Source organism: Bacillus sp. z14 (2026), from assembly GCF_058313575.1.
Map to the genome: position 1 here is coordinate 38609 of NZ_JBZFQK010000010.1, position 23693 is coordinate 62301.

General features: G+C 40.5%; 40 protein-coding genes and 1 rRNA gene. 39 read left to right on the forward strand and 2 right to left on the reverse strand.

Annotation, left to right across the window (positions count from 1 at the left end):
• Positions 1 to 3: 3 nt before the first annotated feature.
• The 36 genes from rplB to AC4G3O_RS18600 all read left to right on the forward strand — a co-directional run bounded on the left by rplB (position 4) and on the right by AC4G3O_RS18600 (position 20490).
• Positions 4 to 834 (forward strand): 50S ribosomal protein L2, encoded by an 831-nt coding sequence (gene rplB, locus AC4G3O_RS18425; RefSeq protein WP_066102974.1) that lies wholly within the window; start codon positions 4 to 6, stop codon positions 832 to 834.
• Positions 835 to 894: 60 nt separating this feature from the next.
• Positions 895 to 1173, forward strand: a complete 279-nt coding sequence (gene rpsS / locus AC4G3O_RS18430; RefSeq protein ID WP_066102971.1) for a 30S ribosomal protein S19 — start codon at positions 895 to 897, stop codon at positions 1171 to 1173.
• Positions 1174 to 1193: 20 nt separating this feature from the next.
• Complete coding sequence (gene rplV / locus AC4G3O_RS18435) at positions 1194 to 1535, forward strand: 50S ribosomal protein L22 (protein WP_066102967.1); 342 nt, start codon at positions 1194 to 1196, stop codon at positions 1533 to 1535.
• A 3-nt stretch (positions 1536 to 1538) separates the two neighbouring features.
• The gene (gene rpsC, locus AC4G3O_RS18440) at positions 1539 to 2195 is read left to right on the forward strand and encodes a 30S ribosomal protein S3 (RefSeq protein WP_066102964.1); all 657 of its coding nucleotides are present in this window, start codon (positions 1539 to 1541) and stop codon (positions 2193 to 2195) included.
• A gap of 1 nt (position 2196) precedes the next feature.
• A complete protein-coding gene (gene rplP / locus AC4G3O_RS18445) occupies positions 2197 to 2631 on the forward strand; it encodes a 50S ribosomal protein L16 (RefSeq protein ID WP_066102961.1) in 435 nt (144 codons plus the stop codon).
• Complete coding sequence (gene rpmC, locus AC4G3O_RS18450) at positions 2621 to 2821, forward strand: 50S ribosomal protein L29 (RefSeq protein WP_066102959.1); 201 nt, start codon at positions 2621 to 2623, stop codon at positions 2819 to 2821. Before rplP ends, rpmC begins: the two co-directional genes overlap by 11 nt.
• A gap of 21 nt (positions 2822 to 2842) precedes the next feature.
• Positions 2843 to 3106, forward strand: coding sequence for a 30S ribosomal protein S17 (rpsQ, locus tag AC4G3O_RS18455; RefSeq protein ID WP_066102957.1), 264 nt, complete (start codon positions 2843 to 2845; stop codon positions 3104 to 3106).
• 44 nt (positions 3107 to 3150) lie between these two features.
• Entirely contained in the window at positions 3151 to 3519 is a 369-nt protein-coding gene (gene rplN / locus AC4G3O_RS18460) for a 50S ribosomal protein L14 (RefSeq protein ID WP_066102954.1), read from the forward strand.
• A 39-nt stretch (positions 3520 to 3558) separates the two neighbouring features.
• Positions 3559 to 3870, forward strand: a complete 312-nt coding sequence (rplX, locus tag AC4G3O_RS18465; RefSeq protein ID WP_066102951.1) for a 50S ribosomal protein L24 — start codon at positions 3559 to 3561, stop codon at positions 3868 to 3870.
• A 26-nt stretch (positions 3871 to 3896) separates the two neighbouring features.
• Positions 3897 to 4436 carry a 50S ribosomal protein L5 gene (gene rplE / locus AC4G3O_RS18470; RefSeq protein WP_066102948.1) on the forward strand — a complete coding sequence of 180 codons (540 nt, stop codon included), beginning with the start codon at positions 3897 to 3899 and terminating at the stop codon, positions 4434 to 4436.
• A 24-nt stretch (positions 4437 to 4460) separates the two neighbouring features.
• A complete protein-coding gene (gene rpsN / locus AC4G3O_RS18475; protein WP_053591330.1) occupies positions 4461 to 4646 on the forward strand; it encodes a 30S ribosomal protein S14 in 186 nt (61 codons plus the stop codon).
• Between the two features lie 29 nt (positions 4647 to 4675).
• Positions 4676 to 5074, forward strand: a complete 399-nt coding sequence (rpsH, locus tag AC4G3O_RS18480) for a 30S ribosomal protein S8 (RefSeq protein WP_066102945.1) — start codon at positions 4676 to 4678, stop codon at positions 5072 to 5074.
• A gap of 33 nt (positions 5075 to 5107) precedes the next feature.
• Positions 5108 to 5644, forward strand: coding sequence for a 50S ribosomal protein L6 (rplF, locus tag AC4G3O_RS18485; RefSeq protein ID WP_066102944.1), 537 nt, complete (start codon positions 5108 to 5110; stop codon positions 5642 to 5644).
• Between the two features lie 32 nt (positions 5645 to 5676).
• Positions 5677 to 6039, forward strand: a complete 363-nt coding sequence (rplR, locus tag AC4G3O_RS18490; protein ID WP_066102942.1) for a 50S ribosomal protein L18 — start codon at positions 5677 to 5679, stop codon at positions 6037 to 6039.
• Positions 6040 to 6062: 23 nt separating this feature from the next.
• Complete coding sequence (rpsE, locus tag AC4G3O_RS18495; protein ID WP_066102939.1) at positions 6063 to 6563, forward strand: 30S ribosomal protein S5; 501 nt, start codon at positions 6063 to 6065, stop codon at positions 6561 to 6563.
• Positions 6564 to 6576: 13 nt separating this feature from the next.
• A complete protein-coding gene (gene rpmD / locus AC4G3O_RS18500; RefSeq protein WP_066102935.1) occupies positions 6577 to 6759 on the forward strand; it encodes a 50S ribosomal protein L30 in 183 nt (60 codons plus the stop codon).
• 32 nt (positions 6760 to 6791) lie between these two features.
• Positions 6792 to 7232, forward strand: a complete 441-nt coding sequence (rplO, locus tag AC4G3O_RS18505) for a 50S ribosomal protein L15 (RefSeq protein ID WP_066102932.1) — start codon at positions 6792 to 6794, stop codon at positions 7230 to 7232.
• Positions 7232 to 8524 (forward strand): preprotein translocase subunit SecY, encoded by a 1293-nt coding sequence (gene secY / locus AC4G3O_RS18510; RefSeq protein WP_066102930.1) that lies wholly within the window; start codon positions 7232 to 7234, stop codon positions 8522 to 8524. Before rplO ends, secY begins: the two co-directional genes overlap by 1 nt.
• A 56-nt stretch (positions 8525 to 8580) precedes the next feature.
• Positions 8581 to 9234: an adenylate kinase gene (locus tag AC4G3O_RS18515; RefSeq protein WP_066102927.1), complete on the forward strand. Its 654-nt coding sequence runs from the start codon at positions 8581 to 8583 to the stop codon at positions 9232 to 9234.
• Positions 9231 to 9977, forward strand: coding sequence for a type I methionyl aminopeptidase (gene map / locus AC4G3O_RS18520; RefSeq protein WP_066102924.1), 747 nt, complete (start codon positions 9231 to 9233; stop codon positions 9975 to 9977). Before AC4G3O_RS18515 ends, map begins: the two co-directional genes overlap by 4 nt.
• 16 nt (positions 9978 to 9993) lie before the next feature.
• On the forward strand, positions 9994 to 10299 hold the full coding sequence (locus tag AC4G3O_RS18525; RefSeq protein WP_140462330.1) for a KOW domain-containing RNA-binding protein: 306 nt from the start codon (positions 9994 to 9996) through the stop codon (positions 10297 to 10299).
• Positions 10299 to 10517, forward strand: a complete 219-nt coding sequence (gene infA / locus AC4G3O_RS18530) for a translation initiation factor IF-1 (protein WP_040372572.1) — start codon at positions 10299 to 10301, stop codon at positions 10515 to 10517. The genes AC4G3O_RS18525 and infA overlap by 1 nt, the downstream gene beginning before the upstream one ends.
• Positions 10518 to 10555: 38 nt before the next feature.
• Positions 10556 to 10669, forward strand: a complete 114-nt coding sequence (rpmJ, locus tag AC4G3O_RS18535; protein ID WP_017473641.1) for a 50S ribosomal protein L36 — start codon at positions 10556 to 10558, stop codon at positions 10667 to 10669.
• Positions 10670 to 10691: 22 nt separating this feature from the next.
• Positions 10692 to 11057: a 30S ribosomal protein S13 gene (gene rpsM / locus AC4G3O_RS18540; protein WP_066102920.1), complete on the forward strand. Its 366-nt coding sequence runs from the start codon at positions 10692 to 10694 to the stop codon at positions 11055 to 11057.
• Positions 11058 to 11079: 22 nt separating this feature from the next.
• The gene (rpsK, locus tag AC4G3O_RS18545; protein WP_049672521.1) at positions 11080 to 11469 is read left to right on the forward strand and encodes a 30S ribosomal protein S11; all 390 of its coding nucleotides are present in this window, start codon (positions 11080 to 11082) and stop codon (positions 11467 to 11469) included.
• 182 nt (positions 11470 to 11651) lie between these two features.
• Positions 11652 to 12596 (forward strand): DNA-directed RNA polymerase subunit alpha, encoded by a 945-nt coding sequence (locus tag AC4G3O_RS18550; protein ID WP_066102914.1) that lies wholly within the window; start codon positions 11652 to 11654, stop codon positions 12594 to 12596.
• A 48-nt stretch (positions 12597 to 12644) separates the two neighbouring features.
• Positions 12645 to 13007 carry a 50S ribosomal protein L17 gene (rplQ, locus tag AC4G3O_RS18555; RefSeq protein WP_066102910.1) on the forward strand — a complete coding sequence of 121 codons (363 nt, stop codon included), beginning with the start codon at positions 12645 to 12647 and terminating at the stop codon, positions 13005 to 13007.
• A gap of 371 nt (positions 13008 to 13378) precedes the next feature.
• Positions 13379 to 14215 (forward strand): energy-coupling factor ABC transporter ATP-binding protein, encoded by an 837-nt coding sequence (locus tag AC4G3O_RS18560; protein WP_491136567.1) that lies wholly within the window; start codon positions 13379 to 13381, stop codon positions 14213 to 14215.
• A complete protein-coding gene (locus AC4G3O_RS18565; protein WP_148631314.1) occupies positions 14191 to 15057 on the forward strand; it encodes an energy-coupling factor ABC transporter ATP-binding protein in 867 nt (288 codons plus the stop codon). Before AC4G3O_RS18560 ends, AC4G3O_RS18565 begins: the two co-directional genes overlap by 25 nt.
• Entirely contained in the window at positions 15054 to 15851 is a 798-nt protein-coding gene (locus tag AC4G3O_RS18570; protein ID WP_140462329.1) for an energy-coupling factor transporter transmembrane component T family protein, read from the forward strand. The genes AC4G3O_RS18565 and AC4G3O_RS18570 overlap by 4 nt, the downstream gene beginning before the upstream one ends.
• Before the next feature lie 16 nt (positions 15852 to 15867).
• A complete protein-coding gene (truA, locus tag AC4G3O_RS18575) occupies positions 15868 to 16608 on the forward strand; it encodes a tRNA pseudouridine(38-40) synthase TruA (protein ID WP_140462328.1) in 741 nt (246 codons plus the stop codon).
• 186 nt (positions 16609 to 16794) lie between these two features.
• The gene (rplM, locus tag AC4G3O_RS18580; protein ID WP_066102895.1) at positions 16795 to 17232 is read left to right on the forward strand and encodes a 50S ribosomal protein L13; all 438 of its coding nucleotides are present in this window, start codon (positions 16795 to 16797) and stop codon (positions 17230 to 17232) included.
• Positions 17233 to 17252: 20 nt separating this feature from the next.
• Positions 17253 to 17645 carry a 30S ribosomal protein S9 gene (gene rpsI, locus AC4G3O_RS18585; RefSeq protein WP_066102893.1) on the forward strand — a complete coding sequence of 131 codons (393 nt, stop codon included), beginning with the start codon at positions 17253 to 17255 and terminating at the stop codon, positions 17643 to 17645.
• A gap of 475 nt (positions 17646 to 18120) precedes the next feature.
• Entirely contained in the window at positions 18121 to 18561 is a 441-nt protein-coding gene (locus AC4G3O_RS18590) for a DUF2521 family protein (protein ID WP_066102892.1), read from the forward strand.
• A gap of 76 nt (positions 18562 to 18637) precedes the next feature.
• Positions 18638 to 19354, forward strand: coding sequence for an N-acetylmuramoyl-L-alanine amidase CwlD (gene cwlD, locus AC4G3O_RS18595; RefSeq protein ID WP_066102889.1), 717 nt, complete (start codon positions 18638 to 18640; stop codon positions 19352 to 19354).
• An 86-nt stretch (positions 19355 to 19440) separates the two neighbouring features.
• Positions 19441 to 20490 carry an Mrp/NBP35 family ATP-binding protein gene (locus AC4G3O_RS18600; protein WP_066102886.1) on the forward strand — a complete coding sequence of 350 codons (1050 nt, stop codon included), beginning with the start codon at positions 19441 to 19443 and terminating at the stop codon, positions 20488 to 20490.
• Between the two features lie 35 nt (positions 20491 to 20525).
• Here AC4G3O_RS18600 and gerD read toward each other — a convergent pair whose 3' ends face one another.
• Positions 20526 to 21116 carry a spore germination lipoprotein GerD gene (gerD, locus tag AC4G3O_RS18605; protein ID WP_066102883.1) on the reverse strand — a complete coding sequence of 197 codons (591 nt, stop codon included), beginning with the start codon at positions 21114 to 21116 and terminating at the stop codon, positions 20526 to 20528.
• 139 nt (positions 21117 to 21255) lie between these two features.
• On the opposite strand from gerD, the gene AC4G3O_RS18610 reads away from it, so the two are divergent.
• A complete protein-coding gene (locus tag AC4G3O_RS18610; RefSeq protein ID WP_066102880.1) occupies positions 21256 to 21897 on the forward strand; it encodes a KinB-signaling pathway activation protein in 642 nt (213 codons plus the stop codon).
• Between the two features lie 15 nt (positions 21898 to 21912).
• Here AC4G3O_RS18610 and AC4G3O_RS18615 read toward each other — a convergent pair whose 3' ends face one another.
• Positions 21913 to 22725: a polysaccharide deacetylase family protein gene (locus AC4G3O_RS18615; protein WP_140462325.1), complete on the reverse strand. Its 813-nt coding sequence runs from the start codon at positions 22723 to 22725 to the stop codon at positions 21913 to 21915.
• 144 nt (positions 22726 to 22869) lie between these two features.
• Here AC4G3O_RS18615 and AC4G3O_RS18620 point away from each other — a divergent pair, with 144 nt between their 5' ends.
• Complete coding sequence (locus AC4G3O_RS18620; protein WP_066102874.1) at positions 22870 to 23112, forward strand: hypothetical protein; 243 nt, start codon at positions 22870 to 22872, stop codon at positions 23110 to 23112.
• Positions 23113 to 23365: 253 nt separating this feature from the next.
• Positions 23366 to 23693 (forward strand): 16S ribosomal RNA (locus AC4G3O_RS18625); the annotation flags it as partial.

A 23693-nucleotide genomic window follows, 5' to 3' on the forward strand; every position in this document is an offset into this window, starting at 1 on the left:
AACATGGCGATTAAAAAGTATAAACCTACCAGTAATGGTCGTCGCGGAATGACTGTTTCCGATTTCGCTGAAATTACAACGGATCAACCGGAAAAATCATTATTAGCACCTTTACACAGAAAAGGTGGCCGTAACAACCAAGGTAAGTTAACTGTTCGTCATCAAGGTGGCGGTCACAAGCGCCAATACCGTATCATTGATTTCAAACGTGATAAAGATGGCATTCCAGGACGCGTTGCTACTATCGAGTACGATCCAAACCGTTCTGCTAACATTGCACTAATCAATTATGTTGATGGGGAAAAACGTTACATTCTTGCTCCGAAAAACTTGGTGGTAGGCATGGAAATCATGTCTGGACCAGAAGCGGATATCAAAGTAGGTAATGCTCTTCCATTAATTAATATCCCAGTGGGTACTGTTATCCACAATATCGAGTTGAAACCTGGCAAGGGAGGACAATTAGTTCGTTCCGCAGGTACTTCTGCTCAAGTTCTAGGTAAAGAAGGACGCTACGTACTAGTACGTCTTAATTCCGGAGAGGTTCGTATGATACTTGCTACTTGCCGTGCAACAATCGGTCAAGTTGGTAACGAGCAACACGAACTTATCAACATCGGTAAAGCGGGACGTTCTCGTTGGTTAGGTAAACGCCCTACTGTACGTGGTTCTGTAATGAACCCAGTAGATCACCCACACGGTGGTGGTGAAGGTAGAGCACCTATCGGACGTAAGTCTCCAATGACTCCATGGGGCAAACCAGCTCTTGGATTCAAGACTCGTAAAAAGAAAAACAAATCAGACAAATTTATTGTTCGTCGTCGTAAAAAATAACGCGGTTGTACTACGGTTCGCGTGTAGAACCGTAGAGCAATCACGAAGGGAGGCACAAACATGGGTCGCAGCCTAAAAAAAGGACCATTTGTTGACGATCATCTCATCAAGAAGGTTGAAGCATTGAATGAAGCTGACAAGAAACAAGTTATCAAAACTTGGTCAAGACGTTCTACAATCTTCCCACAATTCATCGGACACACAGTTGCTGTATACGATGGACGCAAACACGTACCAGTTTATGTAACGGAAGACATGGTAGGCCACAAGTTCGGTGAATTCGCACCAACTCGCGCTTACAAAGGTCATGCCGGAGACGATAAGAAAACAAGACGTTAATCAGAGAGGAGGGCATAAATATGCAAGCAAAAGCTGTTGCTAGAACAGTTCGTATTGCTCCTCGTAAAGCTCGTTTAGTATTAGATCTAATCCGAGGTAAGCAAGTAGGCGAAGCAGTTGCTATTCTTAACTTAACTCCGAAAGCAGCTTCCCCTGTTATCGAAAAAGTATTAAAATCTGCTGTTGCAAACGCAGAACACAACTACGATATGGACGTTAACTCGCTTGTCATTTCTGAAGCCTATGCTAACGAAGGACCAACACTTAAACGTTTCCGTCCACGTGCAATGGGTCGTGCAAGCGCGATTAACAAACGCACAAGCCACATCACAATCGTTGTATCAGAAAAGAAGGAGGGATAATCCGTGGGTCAAAAGGTAAATCCGGTCGGTATGCGTATCGGGATCATCCGTGATTGGGAATCCAAATGGTTCGCAGAAAAGGACTACGCTAAACTTTTGCACGAAGACATTAAAGTACGTGAGTACATTATGAAACGTCTTCACGATGCATCTGTTTCTAAAATCGAAATCGAACGTGCTGCAAACCGCGTGAACATTTCTATCCACACTGCAAAACCTGGTATGGTTATCGGTAAAGGTGGTACAGAAGTTGAAGCGCTTCGTAAAGCACTTAATCAATTAACTGAAAAACGTGTTCACATCAACATCATTGAAATCAAGAGAGCTGATTTGGACGCTAAATTAGTAGCGGAAAATATCGCGCGTCAATTAGAAAACCGTGTATCTTTCCGTCGTGCACAAAAACAAACTATCCAACGTGCAATGCGCGCTGGTGCAAAAGGTATCAAAACTCAAGTATCTGGACGTTTAGGTGGAGCTGATATCGCTCGTGCTGAACACTACAGTGAAGGAACTGTTCCACTTCATACTCTTCGCGCTGACATCGACTATGCTACAGCAGAAGCGGACACTACTTACGGAAAGCTTGGAGTAAAAGTATGGATCTATCGTGGAGAAGTCCTTCCTACCAAGAAGAAGTCTGTGGAAGGAGGAAAATAATATGTTATTGCCTAAACGCGTAAAACATCGCCGTGAACACCGCGGAAAGATGAGAGGCCGTGCAAAAGGCGGTACAGAAGTAGCATTCGGTGAATACGGTCTACAAGCTCTTGAGGCTTCTTGGATCACAAACCGTCAAATCGAAGCAGCTCGTATCGCAATGACTCGTTATATGAAACGTGGCGGTAAAGTTTGGATTAAAATTTTCCCTCACAAACCATACACTGCAAAACCTTTAGAAGTACGTATGGGTTCCGGTAAAGGGGCACCTGAAGGTTGGGTAGCAGTAGTAAAACCTGGTAAAATTATGTTCGAAATCGCTGGAGTATCTGAAGAGGTAGCACGTGAAGCCCTTCGTCTTGCAGCTCACAAACTTCCAGTAAAATGCAAGTTTGTAAAACGTGAAGAAATTGGTGGTGAAGCAAATGAAATCTAATGAGATCCGTGATTTAACCACTGCCGAAATAGAACAAAAACTTAAAGCACTTAAAGAAGAGCTTTTTAACCTTCGCTTCCAGCTTGCTACAGGACAATTAGAAAATCCTGCACGTATTCGTGAAGTTCGCAAAGCGATTGCACGTATGAAAACAGTTGTACGTGAAAGAGAGCTCAACGTAAACAATTGATAATGAGAGGAGGTTCACACAATGAGTGAACGCAACCAGCGCAAAGTATACACTGGCCGTGTTGTTTCTGACAAAATGGATAAAACAATCTCTGTTGTCGTTGAAACAAAGAAAACACATCCTTTGTATGGCAAACGCGTGAAATACTCCAAAAAATATAAAGCTCATGATGAAATGAATGAAGCAAAAGTTGGCGATATCGTTAAGATTATGGAAACTCGCCCATTATCCGCAACTAAACGCTTCCGTTTAGTAGAAGTTGTAGAAAAAGCGGTTATCATTTAATATAAATGTTTCGGATTTAGTAATTCCGAAGGGAGGTTACGCAGATGATTCAACAGGAATCTCGTTTGAAAGTAGCTGACAACTCTGGTGCTCGTGAAGTACTTACAATCAAAGTTCTTGGCGGTTCCGGTAGAAAAACAGCTAATATTGGTGATGTAATCGTATGTACGGTCAAACAAGCAACACCAGGAGGCGTTGTTAAAAAAGGTGACGTTGTGAAGGCAGTTGTTGTTCGTACTAAACGCGGCGTTCGTCGTACAGATGGTTCATACATTCGATTCGACGAAAATGCATGCGTGATTATTCGTGATGACAAGAGCCCTCGTGGAACACGTATTTTTGGACCTGTTGCTCGTGAACTTCGCGACAGCAACTTCATGAAAATCGTTTCACTAGCTCCTGAAGTTCTTTAATAAACAGTGATATAGACTTTTCAAGGAGGTGCGAATCTCGTGCATGTAAAAAAAGGTGATAAAGTAGTAGTCATCTCCGGCAAGGATAAAGGGAAACAAGGCGTAGTTCTTGAAGCATTCCCTAAGAAAGATCGTGTTCTTGTTGAAGGTGTAAATATTGTAAAGAAACACGCTAAGCCTTCTCAAGCGAACCCACAAGGTGGTATTTTCGAACAAGAAGCAGCGATTCATGTTTCTAACGTTATGATTATTGATCCTAAGACTGGTAACCCTACTCGTGTAGGCTATCAAACAGTCGACGGCAAAAAAGTACGTGTAGCAAAAAAATCAGGTGAATCTTTAGATAAATAAGTCATAAACGAAGGGAGGTACAACAAGTGAACCGCCTTAAGGAAAAATATCAAAAAGAAATTACTCCTGCTCTAATGAGCAAGTTTGAATATAATTCAGTAATGCAAGTTCCTAAACTTGAAAAAATCGTTGTGAACATGGGTGTCGGCGATGCCGTTTCAAACGCGAAAGCATTGGACACTGCTGTAGAAGAATTAGCAACTATCACTGGTCAAAAACCAGTTGTAACTAAAGCTAAGAAATCTATCGCTGGTTTCCGTCTTCGTGAAGGCATGGCAATCGGTTGTAAAGTAACTCTACGCGGAGAGCGTATGTATGAGTTCCTTGATAAATTGATTGCAGTTTCCCTACCACGTGTACGTGACTTCCGTGGAATCTCCAAAAAAGCATTCGACGGTCGTGGTAACTACACATTAGGTGTTAAGGAACAGTTGATTTTCCCTGAAATCGACTACGATAAAGTAAACAAAGTCCGCGGCATGGACATTGTTATCGTAACGACAGCTAATACTGACGAAGAAGCTCGTGAGCTTCTAACTCAATTCGGAATGCCATTCCAAAAGTAATCGCTAAATAAGGGAGGCGAAAAAGTGGCTAAGAAATCAATGATCGTGAAACAACAACGTACACCAAAGTTTAAAGTACAAGAGTACACACGTTGCGAACGCTGCGGCCGTCCGCATTCTGTATACCGCAAATTTAAACTTTGCCGTATTTGTTTCCGTGAACTAGCATATAAAGGACAAATTCCAGGCGTTAAAAAAGCTAGCTGGTAAAACCCGAAAACGGGAAGGAGGTTATCATTGTGGTAATGACAGATCCAATTGCAGATTTGCTAACTCGCATTCGTAATGCGAACATGGTTCGTCACGATAAATTGGAAGTTCCAGCTTCCAAAATGAAAAAGGATGTAGCTGATATCTTGAAACGTGAAGGTTTCATCCGTGACGTAGAATTTATTGAAGATAATAAACAAGGTATCTTGCGTATCTTCTTAAAATATGGTGCTAACAACGAGCGCGTAATTACTGGTATCAAACGTATCAGTAAACCAGGTCTTCGTGTATACGCAAAAGCAGGAGATGTTCCTCGCGTATTAAACGGTCTTGGAATCGCAATCGTATCTACTTCTCAAGGTGTTATCTCTGATAAAGAAGCACGCGCTAAGAAAATTGGCGGAGAAGTAATCGCGTACGTATGGTAATAAACATTTCACTGATGAATGGAGGTGCACGAAATGTCCCGCGTAGGTAAAAAACCTGTAGAAATTCCAGCTGGAGTTACAGTTACTTTGAACGGAAATACAGTAACTGTTAAAGGACCAAAAGGTGAATTGACTCGTACTTTTCACTCTGATATCGAAATCAAAGTTGAAGATAATATCGTAAATGTATCCCGTCCAACTGATGAAAAACTTCATCGTTCATTGCACGGTACTACACGCGCTATCATCGCTAACATGGTTGAAGGTGTCTCCCAAGGCTTCGAAAGAAATCTTGAGTTAATCGGGGTTGGTTATCGTGCTCAAAAACAAGGTAAGAAACTTGTATTGAATGTAGGATACTCTCACCCAGTTGAGATCGAACCAGAAGAAGGAATTGAAATTGAAGTTCCTGCTAACACAAAAATCACAATCAAGGGTACTGACAAGGAGCGCGTTGGAGCTTTAGCTGCTAACATCCGCGATGTACGTCCTCCTGAACCTTACAAAGGTAAAGGTATCCGTTATGCTGGCGAACAAGTTCGTCGTAAAGAAGGTAAAACTGGTAAGTAAAGGCCCTAAAGCTTAGGAAAGGAGTGTCGTAAATGATCACGAAGGCTAACAAAAACGCTACTCGTAAGAAAAGACATGCACGTGTCCGCGCTAAATTAGCGGGTACACCGTCTCGTCCGCGTTTAAATGTTTTCCGATCCAATAAGCACATTTATGCACAGCTTATTGATGATGCTAATGGTGTTACTTTAGCTAGTGCATCAACACTTGATAAAGAAATTAGCCTTGAGTCCACTAGTAACGTGGATGCAGCTAAAAAAGTTGGCGAAGTAATCGCTAAACGTGCTGTAGAAAAAGGTGTTTCCGAAGTTGTTTTTGACCGTGGAGGATACTTATATCACGGACGTATACAAGCACTTGCAGATGCTGCACGTGAAAACGGATTACAATTCTAATAGACAAAGGAGGGACATATTAGATGCGTCGCATTGATCCAAATAAATTAGAACTTGAAGAACGCGTAGTTACAGTCAACCGCGTAGCGAAAGTTGTTAAAGGCGGACGTCGTTTCCGTTTCACAGCGCTAGTGGTTGTCGGAGATAAAAATGGGCATGTAGGATTCGGTACTGGTAAAGCACAAGAGGTGCCAGATGCAATCCGTAAAGCTGTTGAGGATGCGAAGAAAAACCTGGTTACTGTACCAATGGTTGGAGTTACAATTCCTCATGAAGTAATCGGACGTTTCGGATCTGGTGAAATCTTAATGAAGCCAGCTTCTGAAGGTACTGGAGTTATCGCTGGTGGACCAGTTCGTGCCGTGCTTGAATTAGCAGGTATCGCTGATATCCTTTCCAAATCTCTAGGCTCTAACACACCTATCAATATGGTACGTGCTACTATTGATGGCATTAAACAAATGAAAAGTGCGGAAGAAGTTGCAAAATTGCGCGGTAAATCTGTAGAGGAACTGTTAGGATAAGGAGGGAAATCAAATGGCTAACAAATTAGAAATTACCCTCACGCGTAGCTTAATCGGTCGTCCTGAAGATCAACGCGTAACAGTAAATACTCTTGGTCTTAAAAAAATGCACCAAACTGTAGTGCATAACGACAATGACGCTATTCGCGGTATGATTAACAAGGTATCTCACCTTGTTACTGTTAAAGAAATCTAAGCTTACTAACGTTTATATAAGGAGGTGCCAGCATGAAACTTCATGAATTAAAACCTGCAGAAGGTTCTCGTAAAGAACGCAAACGCGTAGGCCGCGGTATTGGTTCAGGTCATGGTAAAACTGCCACTAAAGGACACAAAGGTCAAAACGCCCGTTCCGGCGGTGGAGTAAGACCAGGATTTGAAGGGGGTCAAACTCCTTTATTCAGACGTTTACCTAAACGCGGATTTACAAACATTCATCGTAAAGAATACGCAGCAGTTAACCTTGAAAAATTAAATCGCTTTGAAGATGGTACTGAAGTAACACCTGAATTGTTAATCGAAACAGGTGTTGTGAAAAGCGAAAAAGCAGGAATCAAAATTCTTGCAAAGGGTAATGTAGAGAAAAAATTAACAGTTAAAGCACACAAATTCTCTGCAGCTGCTAAAGAAGCGATTGAAGCCGCAGGCGGTAAAACTGAGGTGATTTAATGTTCCGTACATTGCGTAATTTCATGCGAGTGAAAGATATCAGGAATAAAATTCTCTTTACTCTTGCAATGCTGGTTATCTATCGCATCGGGTGCTTTATACCTGTTCCCGGTGTGAATGCAGACATTCTTGCAATGAACGATGAGTTAAGTGTATTTGGAGTTTTGAACTTCTTCGGTGGAGGAGCTTTAAGTAACTTCTCTATCCTTGCAATGGGGATCATGCCATATATTACGGCTTCGATCATCATCCAGCTATTGCAAATGGATGTAGTTCCTAAATTTGCAGAATGGGCAAAGCAAGGTGAAGTTGGAAGGCGTAAATTAGCTCAGTTTACCCGCTATGGAACCATAGTTCTTGGATTTATTCAAGCACTTGGAATGTCATATGGTTTTAATAACATGGCTAATGGAGCTTTGATTGATAATCCAGGAATTACGACATATCTGTTAATAGCTACTGTATTAACAGCCGGTACCGCATTTCTATTGTGGCTCGGTGAACAAATCACTTCTAAGGGAGTAGGAAACGGAATTTCGATCCTTATCTTCGCGGGTATCGTATCGGCAATTCCTTCTACGCTCAACCAGGTTTATGCATCCATGTTCGAAGATGCTGGAGATGCATTATTCCTTAATATAGCAATTGCTGTATTGATTGTACTTGCAATCATCGCTGTAGTTGTTGGTGTAATATTTATTCAACAGGCAAACAGAAAAGTACCTATTCAATACGCTAAGCAGGTTTCAGGTAAAAGTCCAGTCGGTGGACACAACACACATTTACCTTTAAAAGTAAACTCTGCTGGTGTTATTCCGGTTATCTTTGCAGTTTCCTTTATTATTACTCCGCCAACAATTGCATCATTTTTCGGTGAGAATAGTGTAACAACATGGATTACTAAAACATTTGATTACACACAACCCGTTGGAATGATCCTTTACGTTGCTTTGATTATTGCATTCTCCTATTTCTATGCTTTTATTCAGGTTAATCCGGAGCAATTGTCCGAAAATCTGAAGAAGCAAGGTGGATATGTACCAGGAATACGTCCAGGCAAAGCCACTCAGGAATACTTCACGAGAGTATTATACCGATTGACTTTTGTTGGGGCTCTATTCCTTTCATTCATCGCAGTGCTTCCTGTAATATTTATCAAGCTAGGCAATCTTCCATCATCTGCCCAAATAGGTGGAACGAGTCTCTTGATTATAGTTGGGGTAGCCTTGGATACAATGAAGCAATTAGAATCGCAACTTGTAAAAAGACATTACAAAGGTTTTATTAAATAAAAGGTTTCGGGGACTATTATGCTCCCCAAGCCTATTATTGTTTAGGGGGAAAAAGTGTGAATCTTGTATTAATGGGACTGCCAGGAGCCGGTAAAGGTACTCAGGCAGAAAGAATAGTAGAAGAATACAACATCCCTCATATCTCTACTGGAGATATGTTTCGGGCAGCTATGAAAGAGGAAACACCACTTGGTTTAGAAGCTAAATCATATATGGATAAAGGTGAACTGGTACCGGATGCAGTTACAATCGGTATCGTACGTGAACGTTTAGCTAAAGATGATTGCCAAAAAGGCTTTTTGCTAGATGGATTTCCACGCACAGTTGCTCAGGCTGAAGCACTTGAACAGCTTTTAGCTGAAATGGATCGTCAATTAGACTATGTCATTAATATACAAGTCAATAAAGATAGCTTGTTAGAACGATTGACAGGCCGCCGCATCTGTAAAGATTGCGGAGCTACCTACCACCTAGTATTTAATCCTCCTGCCAAAGAAGGCGTGTGCGACCGCTGTGGTGGAGAGTTGTACCAAAGAGCTGATGATAACATCGATACGGTGCAAACCCGTCTCGAAGTAAACATTCAACAGTCGCAGCCACTGATTACCTTCTATGAAGGAAAAGGATATTTACGAAATCTTGACGGACAACAACCGATTGATAAAGTCTTCGCGGATATAGAAGAGCTTCTCGGGAGCTTGTCTCGATGATCATTTGTAAAACCCAACGCGAGATTGAAATCATGCGTGAAGCTGGGCGTATTGTTGCTCTGACACATCAGGAACTGCAAAAATACATTAAACCCGGTGTTTCAACAAAGGAACTGGATGCTATTGCGGAAAAGTTTATACGCAAACATAATGCAATTCCGTCCTTTAAAGGGTATAATGGTTTTCGTGGCAGTGTTTGTACATCCGTTAACAACGAACTTGTACATGGCATTCCTGGGGATAAGACATTAAAAAACGGCGACATTATCAGCATTGATATTGGTGCACAACTTAATGGCTATCACGGCGATTCAGCATGGACCTATCCAGTTGGAGACATTGATGATGAAACCAGGAGACTGCTTCAAGTAACAGAAACATCCCTCTATAAGGGGATTTCGGAAATAAAGCCAGGCCAACGTCTCTCTAATATCTCACATGCTATTCAAACATATGTCGAGGAAAACGGCTTTTCTATAGTAAGAGAGTATGTCGGACACGGTATCGGTCAAGACTTACATGAAGCACCGCAATTGCCTCACTTTGGTCCGCCGAATAAAGGCCCAAGATTGAAGCCGGGAATGGTGCTGTGTGTTGAGCCAATGGTGAATGCAGGAAGCCGCTATGTTCAAACATTAGCCGACAACTGGACAGTTGTTACAGTTGATGGGAAGAACTGTGCTCATTTTGAGCATACCATTGCGATTACCGAAGAAGGCTATGAAATCTTAACATTAGTTTAAATGTAGGTGATCTTGATTGGTCCAAAAGGATAGATCTCCCCGGTTGGGACAATTTGTTCGGGTCACTCAAGGCAGGGATACCGATCAATATGCCATAATTGTAAAAATTATAGATGAAAAGTTTGTTTGTATTGCTGACGGAGACAAGCGTAAGTTTGATTCTGCCAAGCGTAAAAACATACTTCATCTTCATTTGTACGAAGACTGGTCTCAGGAAGTGGAGAGCAGTTTAGGGGAAACAGGTCGCGTAACGAACGGAAAGCTCCGTTTCGCTTTGACTTATTTTATGAAAAGCCAAGAGAAGAAGGGAGAAGAACTGTAATGGCAAAAGATGATGTTATTGAAGTTGAGGGTACAGTTACTGAGACTTTACCAAACGCTATGTTTAAAGTTGAATTAGAGAATGGCCATACTGTCCTTGCCCATGTATCAGGCAAAATCAGAATGCATTTCATTCGTATTCTGCCAGGTGATAAAGTGACGGTAGAGCTATCTCCTTATGACTTGACCCGCGGAAGAATTACGTATCGTTTTAAATAATCTCGGTTGCACTCCGCATTTTATAAGGAGGGAAAACAATGAAAGTCAGACCATCAGTAAAACCAATCTGCGAAAAATGTAAAGTTATCCGTAGAAACGGTAAAGTAATGGTTATTTGTGAAAACCCAAAACATAAGCAAAAACAAGGGTAATATTTGAAGGAGGTGCACATAAATGGCACGTATTGCAGGTGTAGATATTCCTCGTGAAAAACGAGTTGTTATTTCTTTAACTTATATTTTCGGTATTGGTAGACCAACTGCTGAAAAAGTACTTGCAGAAGCTGGAGTTTCTCAAGATACTCGCGTACGCGATCTTACTGAAGATGAATTGAACAAAATCCGTGATATTATCGATGGATACAAAGTAGAAGGTGACCTTCGACGTGAAGTTTCCTTAAACATCAAACGTTTAATGGAAATCGGTTGCTACCGTGGATTACGCCACAGAAGAGGACTTCCTGTTCGTGGACAAAACACTAAAAACAACGCACGTACTCGTAAAGGCCCACGTAAAACTGTTGCTAACAAGAAAAAATAATAAGTAAGGAGGTTTTGTCGATATGGCACGCAAAACGAACACACGCAAACGCCGCGTGAAAAAGAATGTAGAGTCAGGTATTGCTCACATTCGTTCTACTTTCAACAACACAATTGTTACAATTACTGATGCACACGGAAATGCTATTTCTTGGTCAAGTGCTGGTGCACTTGGTTTCAGAGGTTCCCGTAAATCTACACCATTTGCAGCGCAAATGGCAGCAGAAACTGCAGCTAAAACTTCTATGGAACATGGTATGAAAACTTTAGAAGTTACTGTTAAAGGCCCAGGATCTGGTCGTGAAGCAGCTATTCGTGCATTACAAGCAGCTGGTCTTGAAGTTACTGCAATTAAAGACGTAACTCCAGTACCTCATAATGGTTGCCGCCCGCCTAAACGCCGTCGTGTATAATATTGTTTGAATAGAATTTATTTCCCTGTCTATAATGGGGTAATATAGTGATTTTTCTTTTCTCAAGGAAATCACAAATATGTTGCGCACATTGGGAGTATATATTGGGGAATTTCGGTTAGATGCAAACCACTACCTTCTTCTAGCCGGGGTTTCGACGTTACGAAGGAGGGTATTGTTGAATGATCGAGATAGAAAAACCAAAAATTGAAACGGTTCAAATCAGCGAAGACGGAAAATATGGTAAGTTCATCGTTGAACCACTTGAGCGTGGATATGGAACAACTTTGGGTAACTCCTTACGTCGTATCCTACTATCCTCATTGCCTGGTGCTGCCGTTACATCTATTCAAATAGATGGTGTGCTCCATGAGTTCTCTACTATTGAGGGTGTAGAAGAAGATGTAACTGCTATTATCCTAAATATTAAGAAACTCGCATTAAAGATTTATTCTGATGAAGAAAAGACTCTTGAAATTGATGTTCAGGGGGAAGGGGCAGTAACGGCTGCAGATATTACACATGATAGCGATGTGGAAATCCTAAACCCGGATTTACTGATAGCTCACCTTTCTAAAAAAGCTCACTTGCGTATGCGCTTGGTAGCTAGAAGAGGAAGAGGCTACACGCCAGCTGATCAAAACAAACGTGATGATCAACCAATCGGTGTAATCCCTATTGATTCCATTTACACACCAGTATCTCGGATGACATATCAAGTTGAAAACACTCGTGTAGGTCAACTGACAAACTATGATAAACTTACAATCGATGTATGGACTGATGGAAGCACTGGTCCAAAAGAAGCTATAGCTTTAGGTGCGAAGATTGTAACAGAACATCTGAATATCTTTGTTGGTTTAACAGACGAAGCTCAAAATGCTGAAATTATGGTTGAAAAAGAAGAAGACCAAAAAGAAAAAGTTTTGGAAATGACAATTGAAGAGCTTGATCTTTCTGTTCGTTCTTACAACTGTTTAAAGCGTGCTGGTATTAATACAGTACAAGAGCTTGCTAATAAGACTGAAGAAGATATGATGAAAGTTCGTAATCTTGGCCGTAAATCACTTGAAGAAGTGAAAGCTAAGCTAGAAGAACTAGGTCTTTCCCTACGTAAAGACGATTAATGAATGAATAGATAGAATCAGTTATTTCAACAAAGGAGGGAAACTTTCATGGCATACAGAAAGTTAGGACGTACAAGCGCACAGCGTAAAGCAATGCTTCGCGATTTGGCTACTGATTTAATTATCAACGAGCGTATCGAAACGACTGAAACTCGTGCGAAAGAATTACGTTCCGTAGTCGAAAAAATGATTACTTTAGGTAAACGCGGAGATTTACATGCACGCCGTCAAGCTGCTGCATACATCCGTCACGAAGTAGCAAACGCTGAAACTGGGCAAGATGCAGTTCAAAAATTATTTGCTGATATCGCGCCTCGTTACGAAGAGCGTCAAGGTGGATACACTAGAATCATGAAAATTGGTCCACGTCGTGGAGACGCAGCACCAATGGTAATTATCGAGTTAGTCTAATGATGTAAGGGTAGGGGTGGACAGAGTATCTGACACCCATATCCTATATTAAATACCTTAATCCAATGATTCTGGTATAAGCTAACTAAAGCATCATGCGTTTACGCATGTGCTTTACTCTTATTTTACTGAATAATCCAAAAAACGATAGAGCGTTACGATAGGCATGAATTGGGTGACGATCCAATTGATGTTTGTCTAGCTCTCGCACCCCTTGTACAGACAAAACGTACGTTGTCTGACATTAAGATAAGTGAATGCTGCTCTTAATTCAGGAAATCCATTGGGATAATCCGGAAGGGGTGCAGCGTTTTTTTATATCCAAAAATAGTTGAGCTAAGCAGAGAATAGAGCAGCACAGGGAGGAAGCTATGAGTAAACCGTTGGCTGAAGTTAGTAATATATCCTTTCAATATGAAGCGAAGACGAATAAAGCTCTGGATAATGTATCGTTTAAAGTCCAGGAAGGTGAATGGCTCGCTATTGTTGGGCATAATGGTTCCGGCAAATCAACATTGGCCAAGCTATTAATAGGGCTCTATTTTGCTAATGAAGGTACGATCATGGTCAATGATATGGTCATGAGCGAAGGCACTGTTTGGGATATCCGACAGCATATTGGAATGGTCTTTCAAAATCCTGATAATCAGTTTGTAGGTACAACTGTGCAGGATGATGTGGCTTTTGGTTTAGAAAACGCCGGCATTGAGAGAGAGGATATGATAAACCGTGTCCAGGATGCATTAAGGAAAGTTCGCATGGATGAGTTTCTCAATCAAGAGCCGCACCATTTATCAGGTGGACAAAAGCAACGTGTTGCAATAGCAGGTGTACTGGCCTTGCGCCCATCTATTATTATTCTGGATGAAGCCACCTCCATGCTTGATCCTTTGGGTAGATCAGAAGTACTTGGCATTATTAGAGAATTGAAGGAAGACAAACAATTGACAGTAATATCGATCACTCATGACTTGGAGGAAGCTGCCCGAGCTGACCGGATGATTGTATTGAATCAGGGGAAAATATTTGCGGAAGGCAGTCCGGCTGAGATATTTAAGTTAGAGGAAGAACTTGTGAAATTAGGACTTGATATCCCGTTTTCTATAAAACTTTCTAAATCATTAAGAGAAAATGGTATCCAGGTTTCTGATCAAATCACCGAAGAAGGGCTGGTGAATGAACTATGCAAATATCACTTGAAGAAGTAGAGCATACCTATCAACTGGGGACGCCATTTGAGCATCGCGCTTTATATGATATTAATGTTCGTTTTCCAACTAATTCTTTTATAGGTGTAATTGGTCATACTGGCTCAGGCAAATCTACTCTCTTACAGCATTTAAATGCCTTGTTAAAGCCAACAAAAGGGAAAGTCACCATTGGAGAAAGAGTTATCTCCGCAGATAAGAAAGAAAAGAATTTGAAAGCCATCCGTCAAAAAGTAGGAATTGTCTTTCAGTTCCCTGAACACCAGCTTTTTGAGGAAACCGTATTAAAAGATATCTGCTTTGGACCCATGAATTTTGGTGTGAGTGAGGAAGATGCCAAAAAACGTGCGTATGCAGCGATCAAATTAGTGGGTCTGGACGATTCGATTATGGAGTCTTCTCCATTCGATTTATCCGGCGGTCAAATGCGAAGAGTAGCTATAGCAGGAGTACTGGCCATGGAACCGGAAGTTATTGTTCTGGATGAACCTACAGCCGGGTTGGATCCAAGAGGGCGAAAAGAAATTATGGATATGTTTCATGCCCTTCATAAGGAAAAGGCTCTTACAACCATATTGGTTACACATAGCATGGAAGATGCAGCAAGATACTCAGACGAACTGATTATCATGCATAGAGGAACGATTGTCAAAAAAGCCTCTCCAAATGAAGTATTCTCTGATCCAGAGGCGTTAATGGATTTAGGACTGGCAGTGCCTGATACCATTCGATTCCAGATGGAATTTGAACAAAAGAGCGGTTTAGTCCTCTCCAAGAAGCATCTGTCATTGGATGATTTGATTAGCGAGATATCAAATCTCCTGGGAGGTGGACAACAATGATGGATAAATTTATAATGGGGCGCTATGTTCCAACTGATTCAGTTGTCCACAGAATGGACCCAAGGGCAAAATTATTATTAGTCTTTTTCTATGTATGCATCGTATTCCTGGCTAATAACTGGATATCGTACGCCATTTTAATTACTTTTACCTTAGTATTGCTAGGATTAACAAAAATTAAACCGCTATTCCTATTACAGGGATTAAAGCCGGTAATCTTTTTAATCATTCTAACATTGCTTATACAACTGTTTTTCACAAAAAGAGGAGAGGTTGTCTTCTCGCTCGCCGGTATTGATATTTATGATGAAGGAATTAAGATGGGGATCTTTATATCCTTGCGTTTTACATTATTAATCTTAGTTACTTCTATCCTGACGCTTACGACAACGCCGATTGAGATAACGGATGGAATGGAATATCTATTGAACCCTTTAAGGAAAATTAAATTCCCGGTTCATGAGCTTGCATTAATGATTTCTATCTCATTACGCTTTATTCCAACGTTGATTGAAGAGACGGATAAAATTATGAAGGCACAAACCTCAAGAGGCGTCGATTTTTCATCGGGCCCGCTGAAGGAAAGATTGAGTGCAGTCGTCCCGCTCCTTGTTCCATTATTTGTAGGTTCTTTTAAACGTGCTGAGGAGCTGGCTACAGCGATGGAAGCAAGGGGATACAGGGGCGGAGAAGGCAGGACCAAATATCGTGCTCTTAAGTGGGAATTTCCTGACATGATCTTAATCATCTCTCTCATCCTCTTATCAATCGCTCTTATCCTCACTAGAAACTAATAGGGAGAGTACTGGAATGATACGTTACAAATGTACAATAGCTTATGATGGGACAAATTTTGCCGGCTACCAAATTCAGCCTGACAAGCGTACGGTTCAATTGGAATTGGAAAAGGTCCTAATGACCATGCATAAGGGAAGAGAGGTCAAGGTGGCTGCTTCAGGGCGTACAGATGCCGGTGTTCATGCCAAAGGGCAAGTCGTTCACTTTGACTCTCCACTTGAGCTGCCTGCGGAAAGATGGAAAAAAGCACTGGGAACTATGCTGCCTGCAGATATAGCCATCGTAGATATCGAGAAGGCAGATCCTGAATTTCATGCCAGGTTTAATGCGGTTGGTAAAGAATACCGTTATAGTATTTCGTTGGCTGAAGTAAAAGATCCCTTTATACGAAATTATGCCTATCACTATCCTTATAAACTCGATTTAGCTATGATGGAGAGAGCGACAGAGTATTTAACCGGGACCCACGATTTTACCAGTTTTTGCTCCGCTAAAACAGAAGTGGTGGATAAAGTAAGAACGGTCAAGTCAATTAATTTTCTTAAAGATGATCAACAATTGGTCATACGTTTTGTTGGAGATGGCTTTCTGTATAATATGGTACGGATTATGGTAGGTACTTTATTGGACGTTGGAATTGGTAAACGTCGTCCGGAGGATATGAAGGATATCATAGCTGCCCAAGATCGCACGAAAGCGGGGAGAACCGCACCAGGACACGGGCTATATTTATGGAAAGTAGATTATAAATAAAATCTAAATTCCATGACAACTAATCCAGGTGTAACATTTTCTTGACAATGGCCGAAAAACGGTATATCATATCCTTTGGTATGTTAAAACCACGAGAATAGCCCCGGAAACTATTTCGTGTTTAGATAGAGCCACAAATTTTATCAAAAAAATGAAACAATGAACTATTTTTAGGAGGGTAAATCAATGCGTACGACGTATATGGCGAAAGCTAGTGATGTAGAACGTAAATGGTACGTTGTAGATGCCGAAGGTCAAACTTTAGGTCGTCTAGCATCACAAGTAGCCTCAATTCTTAGAGGTAAACACAAACCAACTTATACTCCACATGTTGACACTGGTGACCATGTGATTATTATCAATGCATCTAAAATCGAACTGACTGGTAAGAAATTAACTGATAAAATTTACTACCGTCACTCCATGCACCCAGGTGGTTTGAAAACAAGAACTGCTCTTGAAATGAGAACTAACTACCCAGAGAAAATGTTGGAGCAAGCTATCAAAGGTATGCTTCCAAAAGGATCTCTTGGTCGTCAAATGGGTAAAAAATTAAACGTATATGCTGGAGCTGAGCATCCACATCAAGCACAAAAACCTGAAGTTCTTGAGCTTCGCGGTTAATATTAAAGGAGGATATAACATTGGCACAAGTACAATATTACGGTACTGGTCGACGTAAGAGCTCCGTTGCTCGTGTGCGTTTGATTCCAGGTGAAGGCCGCATCATTATCAATGATCGTCAAATCGATGACTACATTCCATTCGCAGCACTTCGTGAAGTAGTAAGACAACCTCTAGTTGTTACTGAAACAACAAACAGCTATGACATTTTAGTAAACGTTAAAGGTGGAGGCTACACAGGTCAAGCAGGCGCTATCCGTCACGGTATCGCTCGTGCATTACTTGAAGTAGATCCAGAATACCGTCCAGGACTAAAACGTGCAGGATTGTTAACTCGTGACCCACGTATGAAAGAGCGTAAAAAATACGGTCTTAAAGGCGCGCGTCGTGCACCTCAGTTCTCAAAACGTTAATTTTACAATTGCGTTCAAAAGACTCTCAGACATTTGTCTGGGGGTCTTTTTTTGTTATGTTTGGACATATTGACCAACAGACGGCTTAGTTGTGTAAGCGAAGTTTGGTTTGGCTGGAGTGATCCAGATTAGCTCGGTTACGTATGATTAATATTCGGGATGGATTGGCTGGATTATGAGCTAATTCGGCTGGATTAATAATCCGTTTGGCCGGATCAAATAGAAAGTGGCTGGATTCATTAGATATTTGGCAGAATTAAATAAGAAGACGAGTATATTCTAAACAAAGTGGCTCGAAAAGAGACCCTGATATCACATATCGATCCGATTAACACCTCCTTATATACGATATCTTATAACTTCTCCTTACATTTCCCATTTATCCCATGGCATGAGTCTATGCCATCCATCAAACAATAGAGTATATCTTAACTAAGTTCTATTGATGATTATATTTTGATTTAGAGGTGGTTTAATGAATACAGTTGTAAATCTTGCTGCTTTTCGTAAAGAAAAGCGGTTGAAATATGAGCGTGAGATACTGAAGGATTTTTCGCTTGAACTTTTAGGGAGGCAATATCGCCATCTTGCTAAAGGGTTAAAATGCTTTCCGGGATACTCGATTGAGCCTGCTGAAGAGCATTGCTATGATATTGCAGTGGAGGGATTCCTTCTAGGTGGATATTATAGTAAGTTTAATCGGTATGGAGAGTCGCCAGAGCGGATAAAAGAGAGAGCAAAAAAAGAAATTGATATGCTCTCACAGCAATTGTTTTACTACCTTTATCAATCGGAGGAAAATGGCTCTCCCTTTATACAAGAAACATTGCGCGGTTTGACGGATGAATATGTAACGGCATGGTGGATGGAAGGATACGCAAAAGGAATTAATCGCTATAAAATGAGGATGAAATAGATCTAGCTTGTTCTATCTAAACTCCTTGTCCCATAAGATATAGTAATAGTGGATTATGGGGTAAAGGGGATAAGATATGAATGTTCATAAGAAGGTTCTCACGACCTGTTTTGTGGTTGGGGTAGTTCTTCTGTTTTTAATGATGTCATACAGGATGAACCAGCGTGTATCATTTCAGCAGTGGAATCTGCCCTTGGCTGGAAAAGTTATTGTCATTGACCCAGGACATGGAGGGATAGATGGCGGGGCGACCTTTAATGGTGTAATCGAGAAAAATGTAACATTGCCAATTTCGTTAAGACTAAGGGATTACCTGCAGGAACAAGGTGCCCTTGTTTTAATGACAAGAGAAAAAGATGTAGATCTTGCTGGTTCTGACTCCAGGAGTATACGGGAAAGGAAGCGGACGGATTTAATTACACGAACTAAATTTATAAACAATTCTGAGGCGGATTTGTATATTAGCGTGCATGCCAATGCCTTTCCACAGGTAAATTCGAAGGGAGCCCAAACATTTTATTCACCTAAGTTTTCTGAAAATAAGCAAGCAGCTAAATTGGTCCAAGCGGAGTTTATTCGTAATTTAAAAAATACGAAAAGGCATGCCAAACCAATGGAAAGTGTATATTTAGTCAAGCATGCGAATAAACCGGGAGTTCTGGTAGAAGTAGGCTTTCTTTCAAATGATGAAGAAAGACGCAATTTACAAAACAAAGTGTATCAGGATGATATCGCACTCTCAATCTATACGGGAGTGATTAGATATTTTTTAAAGGAACATGAAGAAGATTGAAAATACAGAATCAATTTAGCAAATGATACCTATTGAATATGTTATACTAATAGCGGTTACAAATACATACAAGGTAGGTGTCGTTCGTGCTTACAGAAGCAAAGGTACGGGAATTACTTGAAGAATTAAAAGATCCATTTTTAAATAAAACCCTTAAAGAAACAAATGGTATTATAGAGATAAAGATTAAAGAGGAAAAGCGGCATGTGAGCGTGAAAATTGCCATTGCTAAAACAGGTACGGCTGAACAGCTGCAAATCCAACAAATGGTTGTAAATACATTAAAGGAGGCTGGGGCGGATACAGTTGGCATTCGTTTTGCTGACTTGCCAGAGGATGCCTTGGCTAAATTCCGTGAGTCTTTGCCGAAAGAAGAAAAAGGATTACTCGATAGTGACACTACCTTTATTGCAATTGCGAGTGGAAAAGGGGGAGTCGGCAAATCTACAGTCTCTGTAAATCTGGCAGTGGCTTTGGCGCGCCTTGGTAAAAAGGTTGGCCTGGTGGATGCTGATATTTATGGTTTTAGTGTTCCGGATATGATGGGGATTGATAAGCGTCCAACTGTTAAAGAGGAACGTATATACCCAGTTGATCGTTTCGGTGTAAAAGTGATCTCTATGGGGATGTTCGTTGAGGATAATGCACCAATTATATGGAGAGGTCCGATGCTTGGAAAGATGCTGAATAACTTTTTCCAGGAAGTAGAGTGGGGAGATTTGGATTATTTGTTGCTTGACCTTCCTCCTGGAACTGGAGATGTAGCCTTGGATGTTCATTCCATGCTGCCAACCTGTAAAGAAATCATCGTTACCACTCCGCACCCTACAGCTGCGTTTGTTGCTGCTAGAGCGGGTGCTATGGCAATTCGCACAGAGCATGAGGTAATTGGTGTTGTTGAAAACATGTCTTACTTTGAGAGTAAAACAACCGGCGAAAGAGAATACGTCTTCGGTAAAGGTGGCGGAGAAAAGCTAGCGGAAGAGCTTAATACAGAATTATTAGGCAAACTTCCTCTTGGACAGCCTGATTGGAATGATGAGGAGTTTGCGCCATCAATCTACGCAGAAGATCACCCGACCGGAAGGATGTTTACAGATATAGCTGAGAAAGTAACTGAAATGGTTAATAAATGATAAGTAAACGCCTCCGTTGAATGGAGGCGTTTTATTTATGTTTGATTTTCTTTCTTATTGTTTGAACTATTCTCTTTAGATTTTTCATCAGCCGCTTTTAGTAGGATATCTTCTATCTTTGCCTTATAGAGCGGGCTATCAATGACCTCTGTTAAGACGGATTGAAGCTCTTTGCGATAGTCCTTACCTTGCATAATTTCTGTGAATTCTTTTCTCATATCCGAATCCTTTAGGACATTTGTTAATAATGCCATATATTCCGGATCAGTCATTAAATCTTTAAGAATCTGTTTATGAGAGGATTCCAGTCCATTTGCAAGAGATTTTACAAACTTCGGATCCTTGAATGCATTCTCCCAGAACTTTTTTTCTTTGTCAGAAGTTAATACTGTCTCAATGGTATTTGAAATATCCTCCTGATTCATAATTAATTCGGTTTTAACTGATTCATCTTGAAGGATATCCTCTATTGCTTTCTTTCCTTCATCTGATTTTAAGACATCTACAATGATTTTTTTAGTTTCACTATAGTTTTCTTCGCTTGATTCTGTATTCGTTTCACTGCAGCTGGTTAAAGTGAACAGGCATAAGATAAGACCAAGAGCACACTTGAATATAGTAGTCATCTATTGAATCCTCCTCTAATAAATCTACATTGATAATATGAATCGAGAATAAAAAAATATACGTGTTTAAATGAATTAATAGATTTTCATGACAACGGTTGGTACAATTTAGTAGAACATACATAGAGGGTGGGGAAAAATGAGCAGTCGATATTGGGTGAAGCTATTTATGAATACCTTGCTGATAGGTGGTGTTACAGCGGGGGTCGTTGGTTTATTTGCAAAATGGAATGAGTTTTCACTTAAGACACCAGTTGAATTACTAGTTGGCTTTTTGTGGATGGCTGGAGTTGGGTTAATATTCAGTGTTATTAGCCAGATGTGTTTTTTTGCGTATTTAACCGTTCATAGACTGGGAATGGAAATGTTTAGATCTGTTTTTGTCTGGCATGCCATTCAATTGGTGCTTACTGTATTTGTATTAGTTGACCTAGCTTATTTACGGTTTGTGTTTTTTGGAAATAAAACAGAAGGTGCCTTTTCATATATATGGTACCCTATCTTAATTTTAGTAGTAGCGTTAATAGTAGGTGTGCTGAAAGTTAAACAAACAAATAAAAGTGCCTTTATACCTACCTTGTTTTTTATGGTTGTAGTAACAGTAATAGAATGGTTCCCGGTGCTTAGGGTAAATGATGAAAGTTATATGTATTTCATGTTAATCCCTTTGCTTATCTGTAACACTTATCAGCTGTTGATTTTGCCAAAATACCATGAGAAATCAAAAGAAGCTGCGAAGGAACGTATGAAACGCACGCAGCAAAAAGCCGCACACTCGTAAAGGAGTGCGGCTTTTTTAGTTTAATTGAAGAGTCTCCCTAATCATTAAATGACTACTGTTTACCATATAGGGTATCCTGCTAATTTCGTGGCTGGTTGATTTAGAGTTGGATATCATTTCAGAGACAGAGAGTAGTTTCAGATTTTTATTAGTCAATTCCTCTTTAATGAGGGGGATCGCTTTAGCGGTTTGTATGGCGGCATCAGAAGCGTGAAGTAAGATGATATCCCCTTTTTTGGCCTGAGCGACATTCTGGGCAATAATCTTTGTCCCTGGGTTTTTCCAATCCATAGAATTGACACTCCAATGAACCATTGTAAGGTTCGACTTCTCGGCAATTTTTAATACTCGTCTATCTACATCCCCAGTAGGAGTCCGTAATAGGAGCGGCTTTTCGATTCCAGCTTTTCGGAAGGCTTCAAGCCCTTTAGATATATCATTTTGGATGCCAGGCTCTTCAAGCTCCGTGTAATCGATATAGGAATATCCTAGAAGGCCAATCTCGTAGCCCTGTTCTTTAATCATCTTAACAATATGGGGATGCCGTTCAACCCAAGAGCCTGCTAAGAAAAACGTGGCAGCATGAATTTTTTCCTGTTTTAAAGCTTTTAGAATATCCTCAGCCTTTTCATCGCCCCAGCCGATATTAAAGGTCAAAGCTACTCCTTTTTCTCCTTTGTATATAATCTTGGGTTTCCCATTGATTGAGAAAGAGGGTGAGACTGCGAGGAATTCCACATAAAAAAATAGGGCTGTGAAGAATGTAATAATTAGTAATAATATTAGCTGCTTTCCTCTGCGTGCATTTGTTACATAAAAAAAGGGCATGTTATTCACCTCATCTAATTAATCAGCTTTTAATGTAATGTATTTGCTGGGTGGGACAAATATTACAGTTAAAAAAATAGCTTGTATAAAATTTAAAGGAATGATGTAACATATCCCTGTTGATCATTAGGTAGGAGGGATATCGTGCTGGGGGTTTTACTGACGGAAAAAGAAGGTATGGAATTAGAGTTTTTAATTAAGAGAGAAATGGATGAAATTCGTACGGATGAAAGAATAAAAATCCATCATCCAATTGTTCAAAGAGCAATTGAAGAAAGATATAAGCTTTTGTTAAAACTCCTAATTAGAATTGCTCCGAAAAGCGAGTATTTAAGGTATTTGAATACACCTATAAAAACAGAAAATAATTTTGATAAAAAGTGTTGACTTGGAATTTAAATGCTGATATATTTATATACGTTGTCACGAACGAAGTCGAAACGAAAGAAATCGACTAAAAAAACTTTTAAAAAAGTTGTTGACAACAAAAAGCGAATTTGATAATATATAAAAGTCGCTGAAACAAGCAACACAGATTGTTCTTTGAAAACTAAACAAAACGAAACGCCAAGCAAGTCTAAAAAACAAGAGATTTTTAAAATCTCGTCAATTTGCTTTAAAATTTAGCTAGATCAAACATCTTTCGGAGAGTTTGATCCTGGCTCAGGACGAACGCTGGCGGCGTGCCTAATACATGCAAGTCGAGCGAATCTGAGGGAGCTTGCTCCCAACGATTAGCGGCGGACGGGTGAGTAACACGTGGGCAACCTGCCCCTAAGATTGGGATAACTCCGGGAAACCGGTGCTAATACCGAATAGTTTCTCTTCTCACATGAGGAGAGAAGGAAAGTTGGCTTCGGCTAACACTTAGGGATGGGCCCGCGGCGCATTAGCTAGTTGGTGAGGTAACGGCTCACCAAGGCAACGATGCGTAGCCGACCTGAGAGGGTGATCGGCCACACTGGGAC

Bases quoted from the DNA above. Each gene is read 5' to 3' on its own strand.
- rplB (WP_066102974.1), top strand. From the start codon at position 4: ATGGCGATTAAAAAGTATAAACCTACCAGTAATGGTCGTCGCGGAATG.
- rpsS (WP_066102971.1), top strand. From the start codon at position 895: ATGGGTCGCAGCCTAAAAAAAGGACCATTTGTTGACGATCATCTCATC.
- rplV (WP_066102967.1), top strand. From the start codon at position 1,194: ATGCAAGCAAAAGCTGTTGCTAGAACAGTTCGTATTGCTCCTCGTAAA.
- rplP (WP_066102961.1), top strand. From the start codon at position 2,197: ATGTTATTGCCTAAACGCGTAAAACATCGCCGTGAACACCGCGGAAAG.
- rpmC (WP_066102959.1), top strand. From the start codon at position 2,621: ATGAAATCTAATGAGATCCGTGATTTAACCACTGCCGAAATAGAACAA.
- rpsQ (WP_066102957.1), top strand. From the start codon at position 2,843: ATGAGTGAACGCAACCAGCGCAAAGTATACACTGGCCGTGTTGTTTCT.
- rplN (WP_066102954.1), top strand. From the start codon at position 3,151: ATGATTCAACAGGAATCTCGTTTGAAAGTAGCTGACAACTCTGGTGCT.
- rplF (WP_066102944.1), top strand. From the start codon at position 5,108: ATGTCCCGCGTAGGTAAAAAACCTGTAGAAATTCCAGCTGGAGTTACA.
- rplR (WP_066102942.1), top strand. From the start codon at position 5,677: ATGATCACGAAGGCTAACAAAAACGCTACTCGTAAGAAAAGACATGCA.
- rpsE (WP_066102939.1), top strand. From the start codon at position 6,063: ATGCGTCGCATTGATCCAAATAAATTAGAACTTGAAGAACGCGTAGTT.
- rpmD (WP_066102935.1), top strand. From the start codon at position 6,577: ATGGCTAACAAATTAGAAATTACCCTCACGCGTAGCTTAATCGGTCGT.
- rplO (WP_066102932.1), top strand. From the start codon at position 6,792: ATGAAACTTCATGAATTAAAACCTGCAGAAGGTTCTCGTAAAGAACGC.
- secY (WP_066102930.1), top strand. From the start codon at position 7,232: ATGTTCCGTACATTGCGTAATTTCATGCGAGTGAAAGATATCAGGAAT.
- map (WP_066102924.1), top strand. From the start codon at position 9,231: ATGATCATTTGTAAAACCCAACGCGAGATTGAAATCATGCGTGAAGCT.
- infA (WP_040372572.1), top strand. From the start codon at position 10,299: ATGGCAAAAGATGATGTTATTGAAGTTGAGGGTACAGTTACTGAGACT.
- rpmJ (WP_017473641.1), top strand. From the start codon at position 10,556: ATGAAAGTCAGACCATCAGTAAAACCAATCTGCGAAAAATGTAAAGTT.
- rpsM (WP_066102920.1), top strand. From the start codon at position 10,692: ATGGCACGTATTGCAGGTGTAGATATTCCTCGTGAAAAACGAGTTGTT.
- rpsK (WP_049672521.1), top strand. From the start codon at position 11,080: ATGGCACGCAAAACGAACACACGCAAACGCCGCGTGAAAAAGAATGTA.
- AC4G3O_RS18550 (WP_066102914.1), top strand. From the start codon at position 11,652: ATGATCGAGATAGAAAAACCAAAAATTGAAACGGTTCAAATCAGCGAA.
- rplQ (WP_066102910.1), top strand. From the start codon at position 12,645: ATGGCATACAGAAAGTTAGGACGTACAAGCGCACAGCGTAAAGCAATG.
- AC4G3O_RS18560 (WP_491136567.1), top strand. From the start codon at position 13,379: ATGAGTAAACCGTTGGCTGAAGTTAGTAATATATCCTTTCAATATGAA.
- AC4G3O_RS18565 (WP_148631314.1), top strand. From the start codon at position 14,191: ATGCAAATATCACTTGAAGAAGTAGAGCATACCTATCAACTGGGGACG.
- AC4G3O_RS18570 (WP_140462329.1), top strand. From the start codon at position 15,054: ATGATGGATAAATTTATAATGGGGCGCTATGTTCCAACTGATTCAGTT.
- truA (WP_140462328.1), top strand. From the start codon at position 15,868: ATGATACGTTACAAATGTACAATAGCTTATGATGGGACAAATTTTGCC.
- rplM (WP_066102895.1), top strand. From the start codon at position 16,795: ATGCGTACGACGTATATGGCGAAAGCTAGTGATGTAGAACGTAAATGG.
- AC4G3O_RS18590 (WP_066102892.1), top strand. From the start codon at position 18,121: ATGAATACAGTTGTAAATCTTGCTGCTTTTCGTAAAGAAAAGCGGTTG.
- cwlD (WP_066102889.1), top strand. From the start codon at position 18,638: ATGAATGTTCATAAGAAGGTTCTCACGACCTGTTTTGTGGTTGGGGTA.
- gerD (WP_066102883.1), bottom strand. From the start codon at position 21,116: ATGACTACTATATTCAAGTGTGCTCTTGGTCTTATCTTATGCCTGTTC.
- AC4G3O_RS18610 (WP_066102880.1), top strand. From the start codon at position 21,256: ATGAGCAGTCGATATTGGGTGAAGCTATTTATGAATACCTTGCTGATA.
- AC4G3O_RS18615 (WP_140462325.1), bottom strand. From the start codon at position 22,725: ATGCCCTTTTTTTATGTAACAAATGCACGCAGAGGAAAGCAGCTAATA.